Annotated in this window: 10 protein-coding genes; 8 read left to right on the forward strand and 2 right to left on the reverse strand. The window is 70.9% G+C overall.

Going from position 1 to position 17747, the window contains the following annotated elements; genetic code table 11:
* The first annotated feature begins 30 nt into the window (after positions 1-30).
* From ACYQ1H_RS07080 to ACYQ1H_RS07095, 4 genes are read left to right on the forward strand one after another with little or no spacing between them, the layout of a single operon-like run.
* Positions 31-1086 (forward strand): HlyD family secretion protein, encoded by a 1056-nt coding sequence (locus tag ACYQ1H_RS07080; protein WP_460027344.1) that lies wholly within the window; start codon positions 31-33, stop codon positions 1084-1086.
* Positions 1083-3839, forward strand: a complete 2757-nt coding sequence (rbbA, locus tag ACYQ1H_RS07085) for a ribosome-associated ATPase/putative transporter RbbA (RefSeq protein WP_460027345.1) — start codon at positions 1083-1085, stop codon at positions 3837-3839. Before ACYQ1H_RS07080 ends, rbbA begins: the two co-directional genes overlap by 4 nt.
* Positions 3840-3844: 5 nt before the next feature.
* On the forward strand, positions 3845-4972 hold the full coding sequence (locus ACYQ1H_RS07090; protein ID WP_460027346.1) for an ABC transporter permease: 1128 nt from the start codon (positions 3845-3847) through the stop codon (positions 4970-4972).
* Positions 4973-4988: 16 nt separating this feature from the next.
* Positions 4989-5303 (forward strand): P-II family nitrogen regulator, encoded by a 315-nt coding sequence (locus ACYQ1H_RS07095; protein ID WP_460027347.1) that lies wholly within the window; start codon positions 4989-4991, stop codon positions 5301-5303.
* A 14-nt stretch (positions 5304-5317) separates the two neighbouring features.
* On the opposite strand, the gene ACYQ1H_RS07100 is transcribed toward ACYQ1H_RS07095, so the two are convergent.
* Positions 5318-7285 (reverse strand): monovalent cation:proton antiporter family protein, encoded by a 1968-nt coding sequence (locus tag ACYQ1H_RS07100; RefSeq protein WP_460027348.1) that lies wholly within the window; start codon positions 7283-7285, stop codon positions 5318-5320.
* A 317-nt stretch (positions 7286-7602) separates the two neighbouring features.
* On the opposite strand from ACYQ1H_RS07100, the gene ACYQ1H_RS07105 reads away from it, so the two are divergent.
* From ACYQ1H_RS07105 to recD, 4 genes are all read left to right on the forward strand, one after another.
* Entirely contained in the window at positions 7603-8112 is a 510-nt protein-coding gene (locus tag ACYQ1H_RS07105) for a YbjN domain-containing protein (RefSeq protein WP_460027349.1), read from the forward strand.
* A gap of 311 nt (positions 8113-8423) precedes the next feature.
* On the forward strand, positions 8424-11789 hold the full coding sequence (gene recC / locus ACYQ1H_RS07110; RefSeq protein ID WP_460027350.1) for an exodeoxyribonuclease V subunit gamma: 3366 nt from the start codon (positions 8424-8426) through the stop codon (positions 11787-11789).
* The gene (gene recB / locus ACYQ1H_RS07115) at positions 11782-15486 is read left to right on the forward strand and encodes an exodeoxyribonuclease V subunit beta (RefSeq protein ID WP_460027351.1); all 3705 of its coding nucleotides are present in this window, start codon (positions 11782-11784) and stop codon (positions 15484-15486) included. The genes recC and recB overlap by 8 nt, the downstream gene beginning before the upstream one ends.
* Positions 15483-17333, forward strand: a complete 1851-nt coding sequence (gene recD / locus ACYQ1H_RS07120; RefSeq protein WP_460027352.1) for an exodeoxyribonuclease V subunit alpha — start codon at positions 15483-15485, stop codon at positions 17331-17333. Before recB ends, recD begins: the two co-directional genes overlap by 4 nt.
* A 51-nt stretch (positions 17334-17384) precedes the next feature.
* Here the strand turns inward: recD and ACYQ1H_RS07125 are convergent, their stop codons facing one another.
* Complete coding sequence (locus ACYQ1H_RS07125; protein ID WP_460027353.1) at positions 17385-17618, reverse strand: hypothetical protein; 234 nt, start codon at positions 17616-17618, stop codon at positions 17385-17387.
* Positions 17619-17747: the final 129 nt, after the last annotated feature.

The raw sequence follows: 17747 nt of genomic DNA on the forward strand, positions 1-17747 counted from the left end.
CCGGCGGCGGCACAATCTTGCGGAGGCGCAATGAAGCGATGGACCATCCTGCTGCTGTTGCTGGTCGCCGTCGCGCTGGCCGCCAGCTGGTGGGCCTCGCGCCCGGAGCCGTTGCCCCGGGGTTTCGCCGCCGGCAATGGCCGCATCGAGGCGACCGAGATCGATATCGCCACCCAGTCGCCGGGGCGCATCGCCGAGATCCGGGTCCGCGAGGGTGATTACGTGCAGGCCGGCACCGTGCTGGCCCGCATGGACACCGAGGTGCTGCGCGCCCAGCTGGCCGAAGCCGAGGCCCGGGTCCGGGAGGCCGAGCTGGCCCGCGTCACGTCCCGCTCGACGGTGGCGCAGCGCCAGAGCGAGCGGGTCGCGGCCGAGGCCCTGGTGGCCCAGTACCGTGCCGAGTCGGAGGCCGCCGGCAAGCGCCTGCGCCATTCCCGGGCCCTGGTGGGCGAGGGCGCCGTTTCCCGCCAGCAGCTGGACGACGACCGGGCCCGCGTGGAGGCCGCCGAGGCCATGATCCGCGCCGCCGAGGCTAGGGTGATGGCGGCCCGCGCCGCTGTCGCCGCCGCCGAATCGCAGATTCCGCAGGCGCAGTCGGTCGTCGACGCGGCGCGCGCCACGGTCGACCGGCTGCAGGCGGAAATCGGCCATGCCGAACTCCGCTCGCCGCGCGCCGGCCGGGTCCAGTACCGGATCGCCGAACCGGGCGAGGTGCTCCCCGCCGGCGGCCGGGTGCTCAGCCTGGTTGACCTCGCCGACGTCTACATGACCTTCTTCCTGCCCACCGAGGCCGCCGGCCGCCTGGCGCTCGACGGCGAGGCGCGGCTGGTGCTGGACGCCCTGCCCGACGACGTGATTCCGGCCCGGGTCAGCTTCGTCGCCAGCGTCGCCCAGTTCACGCCGAAAACCGTGGAGACCGCGCAGGAACGCATGAAGCTGATGTTCCGGGTGCGGGCGCGGATCGATCCCGAATGGCTGCGGGCCCATCTGGACCACGTCAAGGTGGGGCTGCCGGGCATGGCCTACGTGCGGCTGGACCCGGACCGGCCCTGGCCCGAGCGGCTGGCGGTCCACCTGCCGCCGTGAGGCCGCGCTCCGCCGCCGGGCCGGTCGCCCGGCTCCGCGATGTCCGCCTGGCCCACCGCGACCGCCGGGCGCTCGCCGGCGTGGACCTCGATATCCCGCCCCGCGCCATGGTTGGTCTGATCGGCCCCGACGGGGTCGGCAAGTCCAGCCTGATGTCCCTGATCGCCGGTGCGCGGGCCATCCAGTCGGGCGTCGTCGAGGTTCTCGGCGGCGACATCGGCCGCGCCGCCCACCGCCGCGCCGTCTGCTCCCGCATCGCCTACATGCCGCAGGGCCTGGGCCGGAATCTCTATCCCACCCTGTCGGTGTACGAGAACATCGATTTCTTCGGTCGCCTGTTCGGCCTGTCGCGTGCCGAACGCCGGCGGCGCATCGCCGAGCTGATCGAGGGCACCGGGCTCGCACCCTTCCGCGATCGGCCGGCCGGCCAGCTGTCGGGCGGCATGAAGCAGAAGCTGGGCCTGTGCTGCGCACTGATCCACGATCCCGATCTGCTGGTGCTGGACGAGCCGACGACCGGGGTGGACCCGCTCTCGCGGGCCCAGTTCTGGGCCTTGATCGACCGGTTGCGCCGCCGCCAGCCGGAGATGAGCGTGCTGGTGTCCACCGCCTACATGGAGGAGGCGGAGCGCTTCGACTGGCTGGTGGCCATGGATGCCGGCCGGGTCATCGCCACCGGCACGGCCGACGAACTGCGCCGCCGCACCGGCGCCACGAGCCTGGAGGATGCCTTCATCCGGCTGTTGCCGGAAGCCCGCCGCCGTGCCCGCAGGATGCTGGAAATCCCGCCGCTGCGGCGCTCGGCGGCGCCCGACATCGCCATCGAGGCGCGCGACCTGACCATGCGCTTCGGCGATTTCACCGCGGTCGACCACGTCAGCTTCCGCATCGAGCGCGGGGAAATCTTCGGCTTCCTGGGCTCCAACGGCTGCGGCAAGACCACCACCATGAAGATGCTGACCGGGCTCTTGCAACCGACGGCGGGCGAGTCGCGCCTGTTCGGTCAGCCGCTGGATGCCGGGCATCTGGCGACGCGCCGGCAGGTCGGTTACATGTCGCAGGGCTTCTCGCTGTATGCCGAGCTGACGGTCCGGCAGAACCTGGCGCTGCATGCCAAGCTGTTCCACCTGCCGGAGGAGGGCGTGCCCCGCCGGATCGTCGAGGTTGCCGAGCGCTTCGAGCTGGCCGCGGTCATGGACAGCCTGCCGGACGAACTGCCGCTGGGCATGCGGCAGCGGCTCTCGCTGGCCGTCGCGGTCATCCATCAGCCGGCCCTGCTGATCCTGGACGAGCCCACCTCGGGCGTCGACCCGATCGCGCGCGACGCCTTCTGGGCGCTGCTGATCGATCTGGCCCGCCGCGACCGGGTCACGCTGTTCATCTCCACCCATTTCATGAACGAGGCCCAGCGCTGCGACCGCATCTCGCTGATGCACGAGGGACGGGTGCTGGCCAGCGGTACGCCCGAGGAATTGGTCCGGCAGAGCGGCCAGCCGGATCTGGCGTCCGCGTTCATCGCCCGTCTGCAGGCGGCCGGCGGATTCCAGCCGGCGGTGCCGGCTGCTGCCGCCGGACCGCCCGCGCCGCCGATTCCGGCGGCTGCGCGGCGCCGGCCCCGGTCCGCCCGCTTCAGCCTGGCCCGCCTGCTCAGCTACAGCCGCCGCGAGGCCATCGAGCTGGTCCGCGACCCGTTGCGCGGCCTGATCGCGCTGTTCGGTACCGCCTTCCTGATGTTCATCATGGGCTACGGCATCAGCATGGATGTCGACAACCTGCGCTTCGCGGTGCTGGACCGCGACCGCACGCCGCTGAGCCAGAACTACGCCCTGGAGCTCAGCGGCTCGCGCTACTTCATCGAGCGGCCGCCGCTGGCCGGCCATGCCGAGCTGGATCAGCGCATGCGCACCGGCGAACTGAGCCTGGCTCTGGAGATTCCGCCCGGCTTCGCGCGCGACCTGAAGCGCGGCCGTCCGGTCGCCATCGGCGCCTGGATCGACGGCGCCATGCCGATGCGGGCCGAGAACGTGCTGGGCTTCGTGCAGGCCATGCACGCCGGCTGGCTGCAGGAGCAGGCGCGGCATCAGCCGCTGCCGGCCCGCCCGGCCGGGCCGGCCGGCATCGAGACCCGCTTTCGCTACAACCCCGACGTCAAGAGCCTGCCGGCCATCGTCCCGGCGACGATCCCGCTGCTGATCATGCTGATCTCGGCCATGCTCAGCGCCCTGAGCGTGGTGCGCGAGAAGGAGCTCGGCTCGATCATCAACTTCTACGTCACGCCGACCACCCGTTTCGAGTTCCTGGTCGGCAAGCAGCTGCCCTATGTGGCCATGGGCATGGTCAATTTCGCGCTGGTGTGCGCGCTGTCGGAATTCGTCTTCGACGTGCCGCTGCGGGGCAGCCTTGCGCTGCTGACCCTGGCGGCCCTGATCTACGTGGTGGCCGCCACCGGCCTCGGCCTGCTGGTTTCGGCCTTCGTCCGCAGCCAGATCGCCGCGATCTTCGCCACCGCCATCGCCACGATCATTCCTTCGGCCAGCTACTCCGGGATGATGGATCCGGTATCGTCCCTGGAGGGGGCGGCGCGGGTCATCGGCGAGCTGTTCCCCGCCACCTACTTCATGCTGATCAGCCGGGGCACCCTGTCCAAGGGGCTGGGCTTCTCCGAGCTGGGCTTTGCCCTGCTGCCGATGCTGGCGGCCGTGCCGGTCATCATCGGCCTGAGCGTCGCGCTGCTGCGCAAGCAGGAGCGCTAGCGGCGATGATGGGGACACTGCGCAACATCTACCATCTCGGCGTCAAGGAGCTGCGCAGCCTCGGCCGCGACAGCCTGATGACGATCCTGATCCTGTATGCCTTCACCGGCGCGGTCTATATCCGGGCCACCAGCGTCCCCGGCACCCTGCACAAGGCGCCCATCGCCATCGTCGACGAGGACCGTTCGCCGCTGTCGGGGCGCCTCGTCGACGCCTTCTATCCGCCGCATTTCCTGACCCCGGCGCTCATCGCGCCGAGCGCCATCGATCCCGGCCTGGACCGGGGCGTCTTCACCTTCGCCATCGACATTCCGCCCGACTTCCAGCGCGACCTGCTGGCGGGGCGCGCGCCGGTCGTGCAGCTGAACGTGGATGCGACCCGCATGTCGCAGGCCTTCATCGGCAACACCTACATCCAGAACATCATCCACGGCGAGATCGACGAGTTCCTGCGCGGCGACCGGACCGTCGAGCCGCTCCCGGTCGAGCTGACGCTCAGGACCCGCTTCAACCCCAACCTGAGCGCCGTCTGGTTCGGTTCCGTCATGGAGCTGATCAACAGCATCACCATGCTGTCCATCATTCTCACCGGGGCGGCGATCATCCGCGAGCGCGAGCATGGCACCCTCGAACACCTCCTGGTGATGCCGCTCTCGCCCTTCGAGATCATGCTGGCCAAGGTCTGGTCGATGGCCTTGGTCGTCGCCACCGTGGCGCTCGTGTCGCTGCTCGTGGTGGTGCGGGGTTGGCTCGGCGTGCCGATCGAGGGCTCGATCCCGCTGTTCGCCGCCGGCATGGCGCTGAACCTGTTCGCCACCACCTCGATGGGCATCTTCCTGGGCACGGTGGCGCGCTCCATGCCGCAGATGGGGCTGCTGATGGTCATCGCCCTGCTGCCGCTGGAGATGCTGTCCGGCGGCGCCACACCCTACGAGAGCATGCCGGCGTTCGTCCAGCAGCTCATGCAGGTGGCGCCCACCACGCATTTTGTCGCCCTGGCCCAGGGCATCCTCTATCGCGGCGCCGGGTTCGCTATCGTCTGGCCGCAGTTCCTGGCGCTCCTGGGCATCGGCGTGTTCTTCTTCGTCCTCGCCCTGGCGCGTTTCCGCAGGACGCTCAGTTTCATGACCTGACCGGGAGGTTGCCGACATGCGCACCAAGCTCATCATGGCCCTGGTGGACGAATCCCTGACCGCGGCGGTGCTGGAATCCGCCCGCACGCTGGGCTGCCTGGACGTCATCGTCATCGGCCCGGCGCAGGGCGCCGGCGCGCTGCCGGCGAAGACCTTCTTCGACCTGAATCTGCTCGGCCGGCGCGATGTCGTGCTGTTGCTGGCCTGGGCGACGGACAGTCCCGCCCTGGCGCGGATGGTCGCCGAGGTCGCCGGGCTTGGCCACGGGCCGGGGCGCGGACGGGTATTCCTGCTCGCGGTGGAGGATATCGTCGGCCTTCCGGAGGGCTGAGGGTCGGGGGGCGGTCAGGCGTTGATGAGCTGCTCCACCCGGTGCACCTGATCGTCCTGGCCACACACCACCACCACGTCCCGGGCCCGCAGGCGGAGGCGCGGGGACGGATGCGGCAGCCGCTTGCCGTTGCGCACCAGCGCCGTGACCGTCACGCCGTCCCAGTCGATGTCGGACAGCCGGCGCCTGGCGCAGGCGCTCTCCGGCGGCACCGGGATGGCGTGCAGCCGCCGCGCTTCCAGTTCCTGCGGTTTCAGGTACAGGTCGTTGCCGCGGAACAGCTCGCGCATCAGGCGGTAGCGGTTGGAGCGCTCTTGCTGCAAGCGCCGCAAGATCCGCGCGATCGGCACATCGAGCAGCAGCAGCGCCTGCGAGGCGATCATCAGGCTGGCTTCCAGGGTATCCGGCACCACTTCCAGCGCGCCGGCCTGTTGCAGTTCCTCGACATGCGTCTCGTCACGGGTGCGCACCATCACCGGCAGGCCGGGCCTGAGGCTCTTCACCGCGCTCAGTATCCGCAGCGCGGCCGGCACGTCGTCGAAGCTGATCAGCACCAGCCGCGCCTGTTGCAGCCCCAGCGATTCCAGCAGGTCGTCCTGGGTCGAGTCGCCGAAGTAGACCGGCTCGCCGGCCGTATGCGCCTCGCGCACGCAGTCGGCGTCGAGATCGATGGCGACGAAGGGGATGTCCTCCTCGGTTAGGAAATGGCCGACGCTCTGGCCGATCCGGCCGTAGCCGCAGAGGATGACGTGATCATGCCGGCCGGCCGGCGGGGCGTGGTCGGGCCTGGGCAGCTCGCGTTCGGCCTTGAGGATCGGCTTGCGGCCGCCGAACAGGGTGGCGATGCCGTGGTTGAAGCGGATCAGGATCGGCCCGGCGATCATGGAGAACAGCACGGCGGTGAGGATGATCTGTGCCAGTTCGACCTCGATGACCCGGTGGCCGATGGCGATGGCCAGGAGGGCAAAGCCGAACTCGCCGCCCACGGCCACGATCAGCCCGGTCCGCCAGGCCGTCAACCGGTCGATCCCGGTCAGATTGACCATGACGGCGACCAGCAGCGCCTTGATCGCCAGCATCGCGCCGGCGCCGAACAGCGCCCAGTGCCAGATGCGCGGCATGGCGGCGGGATCGAACAGCATGCCGATGTCGACGAAGAACAGCCCCAGGAGCACATCGCGGAAGGGCCGGATGGTCGACTCCAGCTGGTGCCGGAACTCCGTCTCGCCCATCATCATGCCGGCCAGGAACGCGCCGAAGGCCAGCGACAGCCCGAACTGCTGCGTGCTCCAGGCGGCCAGCAGCGCCACCAGCAGCACGGTCAGGGTGAACACCTCGGTGGAGCGGCGGCGGGCCACCAGGCGGAACACCGGCCGCAACACCCAGCGGCCGGCGACGAAAACCGCCACGAAGGCCCCGAAAGCCTTGGCCATCGCCCCGCCCAGCGCCACGGCCAGCACCTTGGCGTTCATGGCCTGGCCCAGCACCGGCAGCACCACCAGGAACGGCACTGCGGTCACGTCCTGGAAGACCGACAGGGCCAGGCCCAGCCGCCCGTGACGGCTGTTCTCCTCGCCCTGCTCGCCGAGCTGCTTGCCGATGATGGTGGTCGAGGACTGCGCGAACACCGCGCCGAGGATGAAGGCGTCGGTCGGCGGCAGCCCGCCCAGCCAGGCCAGCATCCCCACCAGCAGCGTGGTGAAGGCCACCTGGCCCGTGCCCAGGCCGAGCACCTGATGACGCAGGGCATGCAGCTGCGGCAGGGAGAAATTCAGGCCGATCGTGAACAGCAGGAAGACGATGCCGAATTCCGCGATCGACTTGATCTGTGGCAGATCCACCACCGGACCGACGGTGTGCGGCCCCAGGATGATGCCCACCAGCAGATAGCCGAGGCTGGAGGGGATGTGCAGCCGCTGGAAGGCCACCACCACCGTGACCGTGGTGCCCAGCAGCAGGAGAACCTGAGCGAAATTGTCCATGCCGATAACAGCTTGTATCTGGAGATGCGTGGCTGCCCGGTGCCTGGCCGGACCCGCGCCGGCGACGATCGCCACCCGCTTGCCGGCTTGCCGGCTTGTCCCGGTGCTCCGGCCGCCGTCCGCACTGTAGCACGACCGCTTCGCTGGCCGCCGGGACGGAATCCCGCGCGCGGCCCGCTGTCCGAGCGGCATGGCCGGTTTTTCCGCGGTCGGCCGGCGGCTTGTGTAACAATCTTGCCGAACTCACGCGCTATCCTGTCTTCGCCCCGGTCCGGCGGAGGTCGCACGGCTGCATTCATCCATGCAAAGGAGTCCCGATGAACATCCTCACCACCCTGGCTTACGAAATCCTCTCGGAACACGGTTATCCGGTCATCCAGAACGAGGAGCGCGACGGATCGGTGCAGAGCCTGATCAACCTCGACAGCGGCACCTTCCGCTTCGAGCTGATCACCGGCGGCAAGGAGCATGACTTCATGCTGTTCCTGCGCATGCCCGAGGACATCCCCGAACTCCACCGCTATGCCGTCATGGAGCTCATCACCCGCATCAATTACCGGCTGGCGGTCGGCCACTTCGAGATGGACCTCGACGATGGCGAGGTGCGGTTCGTGCACCGGCAGCTGCTGGAAGGCAATCCGCCCGGCGCGGAATTGCTGCTGACCCTGATGCGCGTCAGCCTGGACGTGGTCGATACCTGGTACCCGGCCATGTGCCGCATCGTCGACGACGGCCTGCACCCCCAGGCCGCCATCGCCGAAATCGACGAGCTCAGCGGTTACCAGGGCCGCTATGCCGGCCGCTATCCCAGCCATCGCCTGAATTGAGGCCCGGCCCCGCCGGGGACCGGGTGGGGGCTTGCCGCGCCCCCGCGCCCCGCGTCAGGCCGGCGCGGAGCTGCCCACGGCGAAAACCCGCTCCAGCGTCGCGGGCAGCAGTGCCTCGACCACGGCAGGCGGGAAATCGCGATGGTAGTACAGCAGGTAGCCGGCGGCGGGTCTTGCTTCCTCCGTGGCGCAGGCCGCGCTTTTCCACAGGCGCCCTTGAACGCCCTTGTTTGAGATGATGGGGTCATGAGCATCTTTCCATCCGCTAGCCGCGAAGCCGGCACGGTGGCCTCCCCGGCGAATCCCAGTCCATGCAGCCCGGCTTCAACCTGATTTTCTCCAACCGCCTGGAGGTGCTGAGCGCTTGGCTGCTGGCGGATCTCGGCGACGGATCCGGCGATCCCCTGGCGGCGGAGACGGTGATCGTGCCGGGCACGGCGATCCGGCGGCGGCTGGAGATGGACTGGGCCCGGTGCCATGGCGTCTGCGCGAATGTTGCCTTCGGCTTTCTGGCCCAGTGGGTGTGGGAACTGCTGCGGCAGGCGACGCCGGTCGCCAGCCAGTCGCCCTTCGCCCCGGATCTCCTGGCCTGGCGGCTCTACGGGCTGTTCGAGGACGGTGCCCTGGCGGCCGCGCATCCGCGCCTGGCCCGCTATCTGGCCCGGGCCGATCACGATCCTCTCATGCGCTATGAGCTGGCGCAGCGGGTGGCGCGGCTGTTCGACCAGTACATCACCTACCGGCAGGACTGGGTGCGGGCCTGGGCGGACGGCCAGACGCTGCCGCCGATGGCGCAGCCCATGGTGTTGACCGAGGGCCAGGCCGAGGATCTGGCCTGGCAGGCGGACGTCTGGCGCCGTCTGCTGGCCGGCATGGGGGTGGCGGCGGAGCATCCCGCCGAGGCGTTCTTCCGCCAGCTGCAGGCCGCGGGCCGCGGCGGCCTGCCGGTTTCCCTGCCGCCACGCGTGTCGCTGTTCGCGCTGGCCGACGTGCCGCCGCTCTACCTGGACATCCTGGCCCGGCTGTCGGCGTGGATGACGGTCAATCTCTACGTGGTGAACCCCTGCCGGGAATACTGGGATCTGCTCGCCACGCCCCGGCAAATGGCGCAGCTCAGGGTCAGCGGGCAGCTCGATTACCATGAGGTCGGCAATCGCCTGCTGGCCGGCTGGGGCCGCCAGACACAGGCGTTCCTGGCGCTGCTGAACGACAGGCAGGCCATGCGCCGGGACGATCGGGAGCTGTTCGTGCCGGCGGCCGGCGACAGTCTCCTGGCCCGGCTCCAGAACGACATCCTGCGCGCCGAAGAGGGGCCGGCCGCCATGTCCGCCAGCGGCTGGACGACCGGCGATCGCAGCCTCGAGGTGCATGTCTGCCATTCGCTGGCCCGCGAGCTGGAGGTGCTGCACGACCAGCTGCTGGATGCCTTCACCCGCCAGCCGGACCTGACGCCTGCCGATGTACTGGTGGTGCTGCCGAACCTGGACGAGGCGGCGCCCCTGATCGAGGCCGTGTTCGGCAGTGTGCCGCGCGCGCGGTCCATTCCTTACACGGTCACCGGGCTGCCGCGCCGGCTGGCCAATCCGGTGGCGGTCGGCTTCGGGGCGCTGCTGGAGCTGCTGCCCTCGCGCTGCCGGGCCAGCGAGGTGTTTGCCTTCCTGCGCCGGCCGGAGGTTCGCGCCCGTTTCGGCCTGGACGAGGCCGAGCTCGCCGCCGTGCATGACTGGATGCGCCAGGCTGGCATGCACTGGGGGCTGGATGGCGCACACCGCGCCCGGCTCGGATTGCCGGACGCGCCCGAGTTCACCCTCGGCGAAGGGCTGGACCGGCTGTTTCTCGGCTACGCCGTGCCAGGGCTCGACGAGCCCTTGCAGGGCCGCCTGCCAGCGGGCGGCATCGAGGGCTCGATCGCGCAGGCGTTGGGCGCCCTCGACCGCTTCGTCGAGGCGCTGGCAGCGGCCGCCGCCAGCGCCGGCCAGCCGGCCCCGGGCGAGGTCTGGCACCGGCGCCTGCTCGGCTGGCTGGACGATTTCTTCGTCGACGACCGCGACCGCCTGGATGCACGCGCCGAGGTCCGGCGCGCGATCCTGGGCCTGGGCGACCGGCTGGCGGAAACCGGCGTCACCGGCGACCTGCCGCTGCCGGTGGTGCAGGCAGCGCTGCGGGAGAACCTGGAAGCCGCCGCGCCCGGCGCGGTGCCGAGCGGGTCGGTGAGCTTCGCCGGGCTGGGGCCGATGCGCCATCTGCCCTACCGTTTCGTCGCCGCGCTGGGGCTGGGCGATGGCGTGTTCCCCGCCAGCCGGGCGCCCGACGAGTTCGATCTGATCGCCGCCGCTCCCCGGCTGGGCGGCCGGCAGCGGCGGCTGGACGACCGCAATGTCTTCCTCGACCTGCTGCTGGCGGCGCGCGAGCGGCTGCACCTCAGCTACACCGGTTGCAGCATCCGCGACAACAGCGCGCTGACGCCGTCGATTCTGCTGGCCGAGCTGGGCGACTATCTCGAGCGCCTGACCGGGGCGACGGATAGGCCCTGGGAGATCCGGCACCCGCTGCAAGCCTTTTCCCGCCGCTACTTCACGGCCGACGCGGTCCCGGGCGCGCTGTTCAGCCATGCCGTGGAGCTGGCCGAGGCGCTCAACCAGCCGCCGCCGGTGGCCGCCCCCGTGCCGGCACCGTCGCCAGCGGATGCGCCTGCGGATGAGGATGCCGATACGGGCGAGGAGGCTGGCCACGCGGCCACGGACCCGCCCGCCGGGCGGTTTTTCCCCACCCCGCTGGGCTGGCGCGACGACGATCCGCGCGAACTGGCCCTGGCCGACGTGCAGCGTTTCTTCGGCAATCCCTGCCGCTACCTGCTGGAGCGGCGCCTGCGGCTGGCCCTGCCGCAGGCGGACGAGGAACTGGCCGACGATGAACCTTTCCTGCCGGACCGCGCCAGCCGCATCCGCCTGGCCGAACGCCTGCTGCCACAGGCATCGGCGGCATCGCCGGACACGCTGATGGCGCTGGCCCGCGCCGCGCTGGACTATCCCCCCGGCGTTTTCGGCGCATTGCTGCTGGAGGAGGAGGTGACCACCATCGCCGGCTTCGCCGGCCGGCTGCGCGACAGCCTGACCGGGCCGACCCTGCCGCCGGTGACCGACACGCTGACGCTGACGGTGGACGGCGAAACCTGGCGGCTGAGCGGGGCGCTCAACGCTCTGTGTCCGGCCGGGCTGGTCCGCGCCCGCTACGACGACCTGCGACCGGGCGATCGTCTGGCCGGCTGGATCGAGCACCTGTTCCTGAATGCCCTCCGGCCGTCCGGCGTGCGGCCGGAGACCCGCTGGATCGCGCGCGATGGCGGTTACCGGCTGCCGCCCTGCGAGGATGCACGCGAGTGGCTGACGGTGCTGCTGCGGCTCTATCGCGACGGCTGGACCCGGCCGCTGCATTTCTATCCCCGCGCGGCCTGGGCCTATGTCGACCGGCATGCCAGCGATCCCGACCAGGCCCTGGCGGCAGCCCGGAGGGTCTGGGAGGTCAATGCCCAGGGTTATGGCGAAAGCCTGCAACCGGCCTACCGGCTGGCGCTGCGCGGCGTGGAACAGCCGCTGGATCGCGACTTCGAGGACACCGCCCTGGCGGTGCTGCGGCCGTTCCGGGCGCTGGCGCTGCCGGAGGCTGCGGATGACTGAGTTCCGCGAGCTGGAGGTCTTCGACTGCCCGCTGTCGGGCGTGAACCTGATCGAGGCGTCGGCCGGCACCGGCAAGACCTGGAACATCTGCTGGCTCTACCTGCGGCTGTTGCTGGAGCAGGGCCTGCAGGTCCGCGAGATCCTGGTGGTCACCTTCACCACGGCGGCGACCGCGGAACTGCGCGACCGCATCCGCGGCCGCATCGTCGATACCCTCGGCGGGCTGGAGCGCCGGGAGGCCGGCATGCCGCTCGACGATGACGACCCTGTGCAGGGCCTCCTGGCGCGCCTGATCGTCCGGGGCCGTACGCCCGCCGAGCTGCGCGACCGGCTGGCGCTGGCCCTGGCATGCTTCGACGAGGCCGCCATCTACACCATTCACGGATTCTGCCAGCGCGCCCTGGCGGATGCGCCATTCTCCGCCGCGCAGCCGTTCGAGCTCGACGCGGTGCAGGACGACCAGGAACGCCTGCAGCAGGCGGTTTACGACTTCTGGCGCCGGCGCGTCGCCCATGCGCCGCCGGGCAGCCTGTCGCCCCTGCTGGCGCGCTACCTGCGCGATGTCGGGGATACGCCGGAAAAGCTGGCGGCCCTGCTGCGGCCGGTGGTGGCCAAGCCCCTGGCGCGTCTGCACTGGCCACCGGATCTGGACGCCGTCGCCGCGCCGGACGAGGCGCCCGTGCAGCAGGCCTTCGCTGCGGCGCAACGCCACTGGGGCAGTGACGGCGCCGCGCCCAGCGCCTGTCTGCTGGCGGCGCTGGCGGAAGGGCGGCTCAAGGCCAACAGTTACAAGCCCGACAGCGTGGCGGCCGGGCGTCTGGCCTGGACCGGCTGGTTCGCCTCGGGTGTGCCCGCCGGCGGACAGCACCGCGCCGACGGCAAGCGGCTGGGGCTGTTCGCCGCCGAGCGCCTGGCGGCGGGGAAGGGTACGAAAAAGGGGTGCCAGCCACCGCAGCATCCCTTCTTCGCCGCCGCCGAAACCCTGCTGGCGGCCTGCGACACCCTAGATCAGGCGCTCCGGTATGCCCGCCTGCGCTGGCTGCGGGAGCTGGTCGAGACGGTCCCGGCCGCGCTGCGGCAGGGCAAGCGGCAGCAGCGCGTGGTCAGCTTCGACGACATGCTGCGCAACCTCCACGAGGCCCTGTCCAGCGATGGGGGCGACACGCTGGCGATGGCCCTGCGCCGACGCTTCCCGGCGGCGCTGATCGACGAATTCCAGGATACCGACCCCCTGCAATTCGGTATCTTCGACCGCCTGTACGGACAGGACGTCGGTCCCCTGTTCATGGTCGGTGATCCCAAGCAGGCTATCTACCGCTTCCGCAACGCCGACCTGCATACCTATCTGGCCGCGCAGCAGCGGGCCGGCCAGCGCTATTCGCTGCCGCGCAACCAGCGTTCGGTCGCCGGCCTGATCGCGGGCGGCAACGCGCTGTTCGGCGTCCATGAGCGCGCCTTCCTGCAGGAAGGCATCGCCTATCGTCCGGTTTCCCTGGGTGACAAGCAGCGCCAGCCGGGTTTTCCGGCACTCGTCGATCATGGGGCGGCCGCGCGCGCGCCGTTGCAGGTCTGGTTGCTGCCCCGCGCGCCGGATGGCCAGCGGCGGCTGCGGGCCGAAGCCTTCCCGCTCGCCGCCGCGACCGTGGCGGCGGAAATCGCGCGGCTGCTGGGCGAGGCCCGGGCGGGGCGTGTCACCCTGGGCCAACGGCCACTGCGGGCGCGCGATATCGCCGTGCTGGTGCGCAGCCACGCGCAGGGCCGGCGGATGCGCGACGCGCTGGCCGTGCGCGGCATCGCCAGCGTCGAGCTATCGCAGGCCAGTGTCTTCACCACCGTCGAGGCCGAGGAGCTGGCCTGCATCCTCCTGGCCGTGTCCGAGAAGCGCGACGCGTCGATCCGCGCCGCCCTCGCCACCGGCCTGCTCGGCCATGATGCCGTCACCCTCGACGGCTATGTGCGGGACGAGGCGGCCTTCTTCCGGCATGTGCAGGCGTTCGCCGGCTACCGCGAGCAATGGGAGCAGCGTGGGTTCGCCGTCATGTTCCGCCATCTGCTGCGCGAGCAGGGGATCGAGGCGCGTCTTCTGCGCGAGCCGCACGGCGAGCGCCGGCTGACCAACCTGCTGCACCTGGGCGAGCTGCTGGCCCAGGCTGCCCGCGAGCACGCCGGTATCGACGCGCAGCTGCGCTGGTTGCAGGCCCAGCGCCTGGACGTCACCGTCGGCGACAGCGCCCAGCTGCGCCTGGAATCCGACAGCGAGCGCGTCCAGATCGTCACCATCCACAAGTCCAAGGGCCTCGAGTACGCCGTGGTGTTCTGTCCCTTCCTCTGGGATGGCTACCGCAACAGCCGCAGCGATGCGCCCGATCTGCGGCAATATCACCGGGCCGGCACGACCGTGCTCGATTTCGATCCCGCCGCGCGGGACGATCTGTCGCTCAAGGCGGCCATCCGCGACGAGGATGCCGCCGAGACGCTGCGCCTCATCTATGTCGCCCTGACCCGCGCGGTGCACCGCGTCTACCTCATCGCCGGCTGCTACGAGCGCTGCTACCAGGGCAGTCGCAATGCCGGCGAAAGCACCCGCAGCCTGTTGAACTGGCTGGTCGCGGGCGGCGGCATGACGACCGACGACTGGTTCGACAACCGGAAGGTGCGGGCGCCCGACGCCATCGAGGACGCCTGGCGCGCGCTGGCCGAGCGTGCGCCAGGCGGTCTGGCGGTGGCGGAACTGCCGGCGCTGGAGACGGCAACGGCGGCCGCGCCCGAGACGTCGCCACCCTGCCGGGCGCGGCCCTTCCGGCGGGTGTTGGTCGAAGGCTGGAACCGGGGCAGCTTCACCGGCATGACCCGCCAGCGCGCCGAGGGCGAGTCCGCCGCCGACCATGATGCCGACGCGCCACCGATGCCCGGCGAGCGGAGTGTGGCGCCGGCCGACCTGGCGGCCGACGACATCCTGCGCTTTCCCGCCGGCCCCGGGGCCGGCAGCTGTATCCATCGGCTCTTCGAACTGGCCGACCTGGCCCGGCCGGCCGCGGCGGAGCAGGCCATCCGGCAGGCGCTGGGCGAATATCCGCAACAGCCGGTGGATGGGCTGGGGCAGCCGCTGGCGCCGGAACCGATGCTTGGCCGGCTCCTGCGGGACGTGCTGGCCACGCCCCTGCCGGCCGGCGCCGGCAGCCAGCTGTGGCTGTCCCGGCTGAAGCCTGGCGATGTTTTGCGGGAAATGGCCTTTACCCTGGCGGCGGACACGCTCACGCCGGAGCGGCTCAATGCCTTTCTCCGCCAGCAGGGCTACGCGCTGGCGCCGCTGTCGTTCCGGACGCTCAGGGGTTACCTCACCGGCGCCATCGATCTGGTGTTCCGTAGCGGTGGCCGCTATTACCTGCTCGACTGGAAATCCAACCACCTGGGCTATGCGCCCGCCGACTATGATCCCGTCCGGCTGCACCAGGCCATGCGGGAACACGCCTATCCTCTCCAGTACCTGCTATACACGCTTGCCCTGCACCGGCAGCTGGCCCGGCGCCTGCCGGGCTACGACTACGACAGGCATTTCGGCGGCGTTCTTTATCTGTTCGTGCGTGCCGTGCGTCCGGACTGGGGCGATGCCGGCATCTTCTTCGACCGGCCGTCGGCCGGCACCGTCGCGGCGCTGGACGCCCTGATCGGCCGCGCCGGGGCGGCATCGCCGTGACCCCCATCCGGGCCGAAACCGCCATGTCGCGCGCCCAGTGGCTGGCCGAGGGCTTCGCCCGCCACCTGGTCTGCTGGGCGCGGGCGTGCGATCCCGAGCGTACCGATGCCGACCTGCTGGCGGCGGCGGCCCGGCTCGCCAGCCTGGCCACCGCCGAGGGGCATGTCTGTGCCGATCTGGGCGACTGGCCGGAGGCCGATCGCCGGCGCCTGCTGGCCTCCGGGCTGGTCGGCGCGCCCGCGGCGCCGCAGCGCCTGCCGCTGGTGCTGGACGACGCCGGCCGTCTCTATCTGCGTCGCTACTTCGATTACGAGCGCGAGCTGGCCACCGCCCTGCAGGGCATGGCGGCCAGCATCCCCCGGCCGCCGTCGGTGGTGGCGGCGGAGCGCTTGCGGGATCTGTTCGAGGGCGGGGCGGCGGCAACGCCGGACTGGCAGCAGCTGGCGGCGGCGATGGCCCTACTGGGACGGCTGACCGTCGTCAGCGGCGGTCCGGGCACGGGCAAGACCACCACCGTGCTCAAGCTGCTGGCCTGCCTCCTGGCCGACGATCCCGACTGCCGCATTGCCCTGGCGGCGCCGACCGGCAAGGCCGCGGCCCGCATGGTCGAGGCGCTGCGCGGCCAGGCCGAACGGCTGGGCCGCGCCGGACAGTTGCCGCCCGAGACCGCTGCGCGCCTGCCGCAGCAGGCCGCGACCCTGCACCGGCTGCTGGGCGTACTGCCCGACGGCGGTTTCCGTCACCATGCCGGCAATCCCCTGCCCGTCGACGTGCTGGTGGTGGACGAGGCGTCCATGCTCGACCTGGCGCTGGCCGCCAGGCTGGTCGCCGCCGTGCCGCCGGCGGCACGGCTGATCCTGCTGGGCGACAAGGACCAGCTGGCGGCGGTGGAGGCCGGGGCGGTGTTTTCCGAGATCGCCGGCGACCCGGGGCTGTCGGTGGCGCGCCGCGCGGCGCTGGCGGCGTTGACCTGTTGCCCGGCCGCGGCGATCGAGCCACCCGCGCCCCTGCGACCGACACCGCTGGCCGACGCGGTGGTCTGGTTCGCGCGCAACTACCGCTTCCACGAGGCGCCGGGTATCGGCGAGCTGGCCCGCCGGGTCAACGGCGGTCAGGTGGAGGCGGCGTTGCAGCTGCTGGGCGCGAGCGCGTCGCCTGACCTGGTCTGGGTGGCGGATGCCGGCGGAGGCCTGTCCCGGGCGCTGCAGGCGCAGCTGATCGAGGGGTATGACGAGTACCTGGCCGCGTTGCCCGACGGGTTGCCGGGGCCGGAACAGCTGGCCGCGGTGTTCGCCGCCTTCAACCGCTTCCGCGTTCTCTGCGCCATCCGCGACACCGCGCGCGGCGTGCAGGCGATCAACCGGCTGCTGGTCGAGGCGCTGCGCCGCCGGCTCGGTCTGCCGCCCGCCCTGGGCCAGGATGATGTCTGGTTTGCCGGCAGGCCGGTGCTGGTGCTGCGCAACGATTACACCAGCCGGCTGTTCAATGGCGATATCGGCATTGTCCTGCCGGGCCCGGCGCCGGACGAGCTGCTGGTCTATTTCCCCGAGGGCGAGAGCGGCTTCCGTCCGGTGCCGCGGTTGCGCTTGTCCGAGCACGACACGGCGTTCGCCATGACCGTGCACAAGTCGCAGGGATCGGAATTCGATCGGGTGGCCCTGATCCTGCCGGAGGTTCCCGGCCGGGTCGTCACCCGCGAGCTGATCTACACCGGCATCACCCGCGCCCGGCGTCAGGTCCTGGTGGCCGGCAGCGCGGCGGTGTTGGCGGCGGGCATCCGCACGCCCACGCAGAGGCGTTCCGGTCTCCTCGCCCGGCTGGACGAGGCCCGCGCCGAGGGCGGCTGAGTTCGGGCCGCTGGACGGCCGCGGGGTCTCGCCGGTCCCGGCGGGTGACCTTCAGGGGTTGCAGCTGTAGGCCTTGCCCTCGGCTTCGCCGTTGAAGCTGCCCACCGGCCGATAGTGGGTGAACACGATGTGGGTGGCGCCCAGCTTGCCGGCCTTGATTTCCGCACTGGCCTTGGCCAGGGGTTTCCAGCCCATGTTCTTGCCATAGCCCGAGTTGCCCGCCACGGTGCCGAGAAAGTGGCACTTCGAAACCGTTGCCGCGCTGGCCTCATCGGGATTGGCCATGGCGGTTTTCGCTGCGAAACCGATGGCGAGGACCAGACTCACCGTTGTTCTTGCAAAAGCGCTAACCGTCATCTTCGGCTCCCGGAAATTGTTCTTCTACACCAATCTGGTGCGTAATTGCACTATGTT

The sequence above is a fragment of the Methyloparacoccus murrellii genome (genome assembly GCF_054657115.1).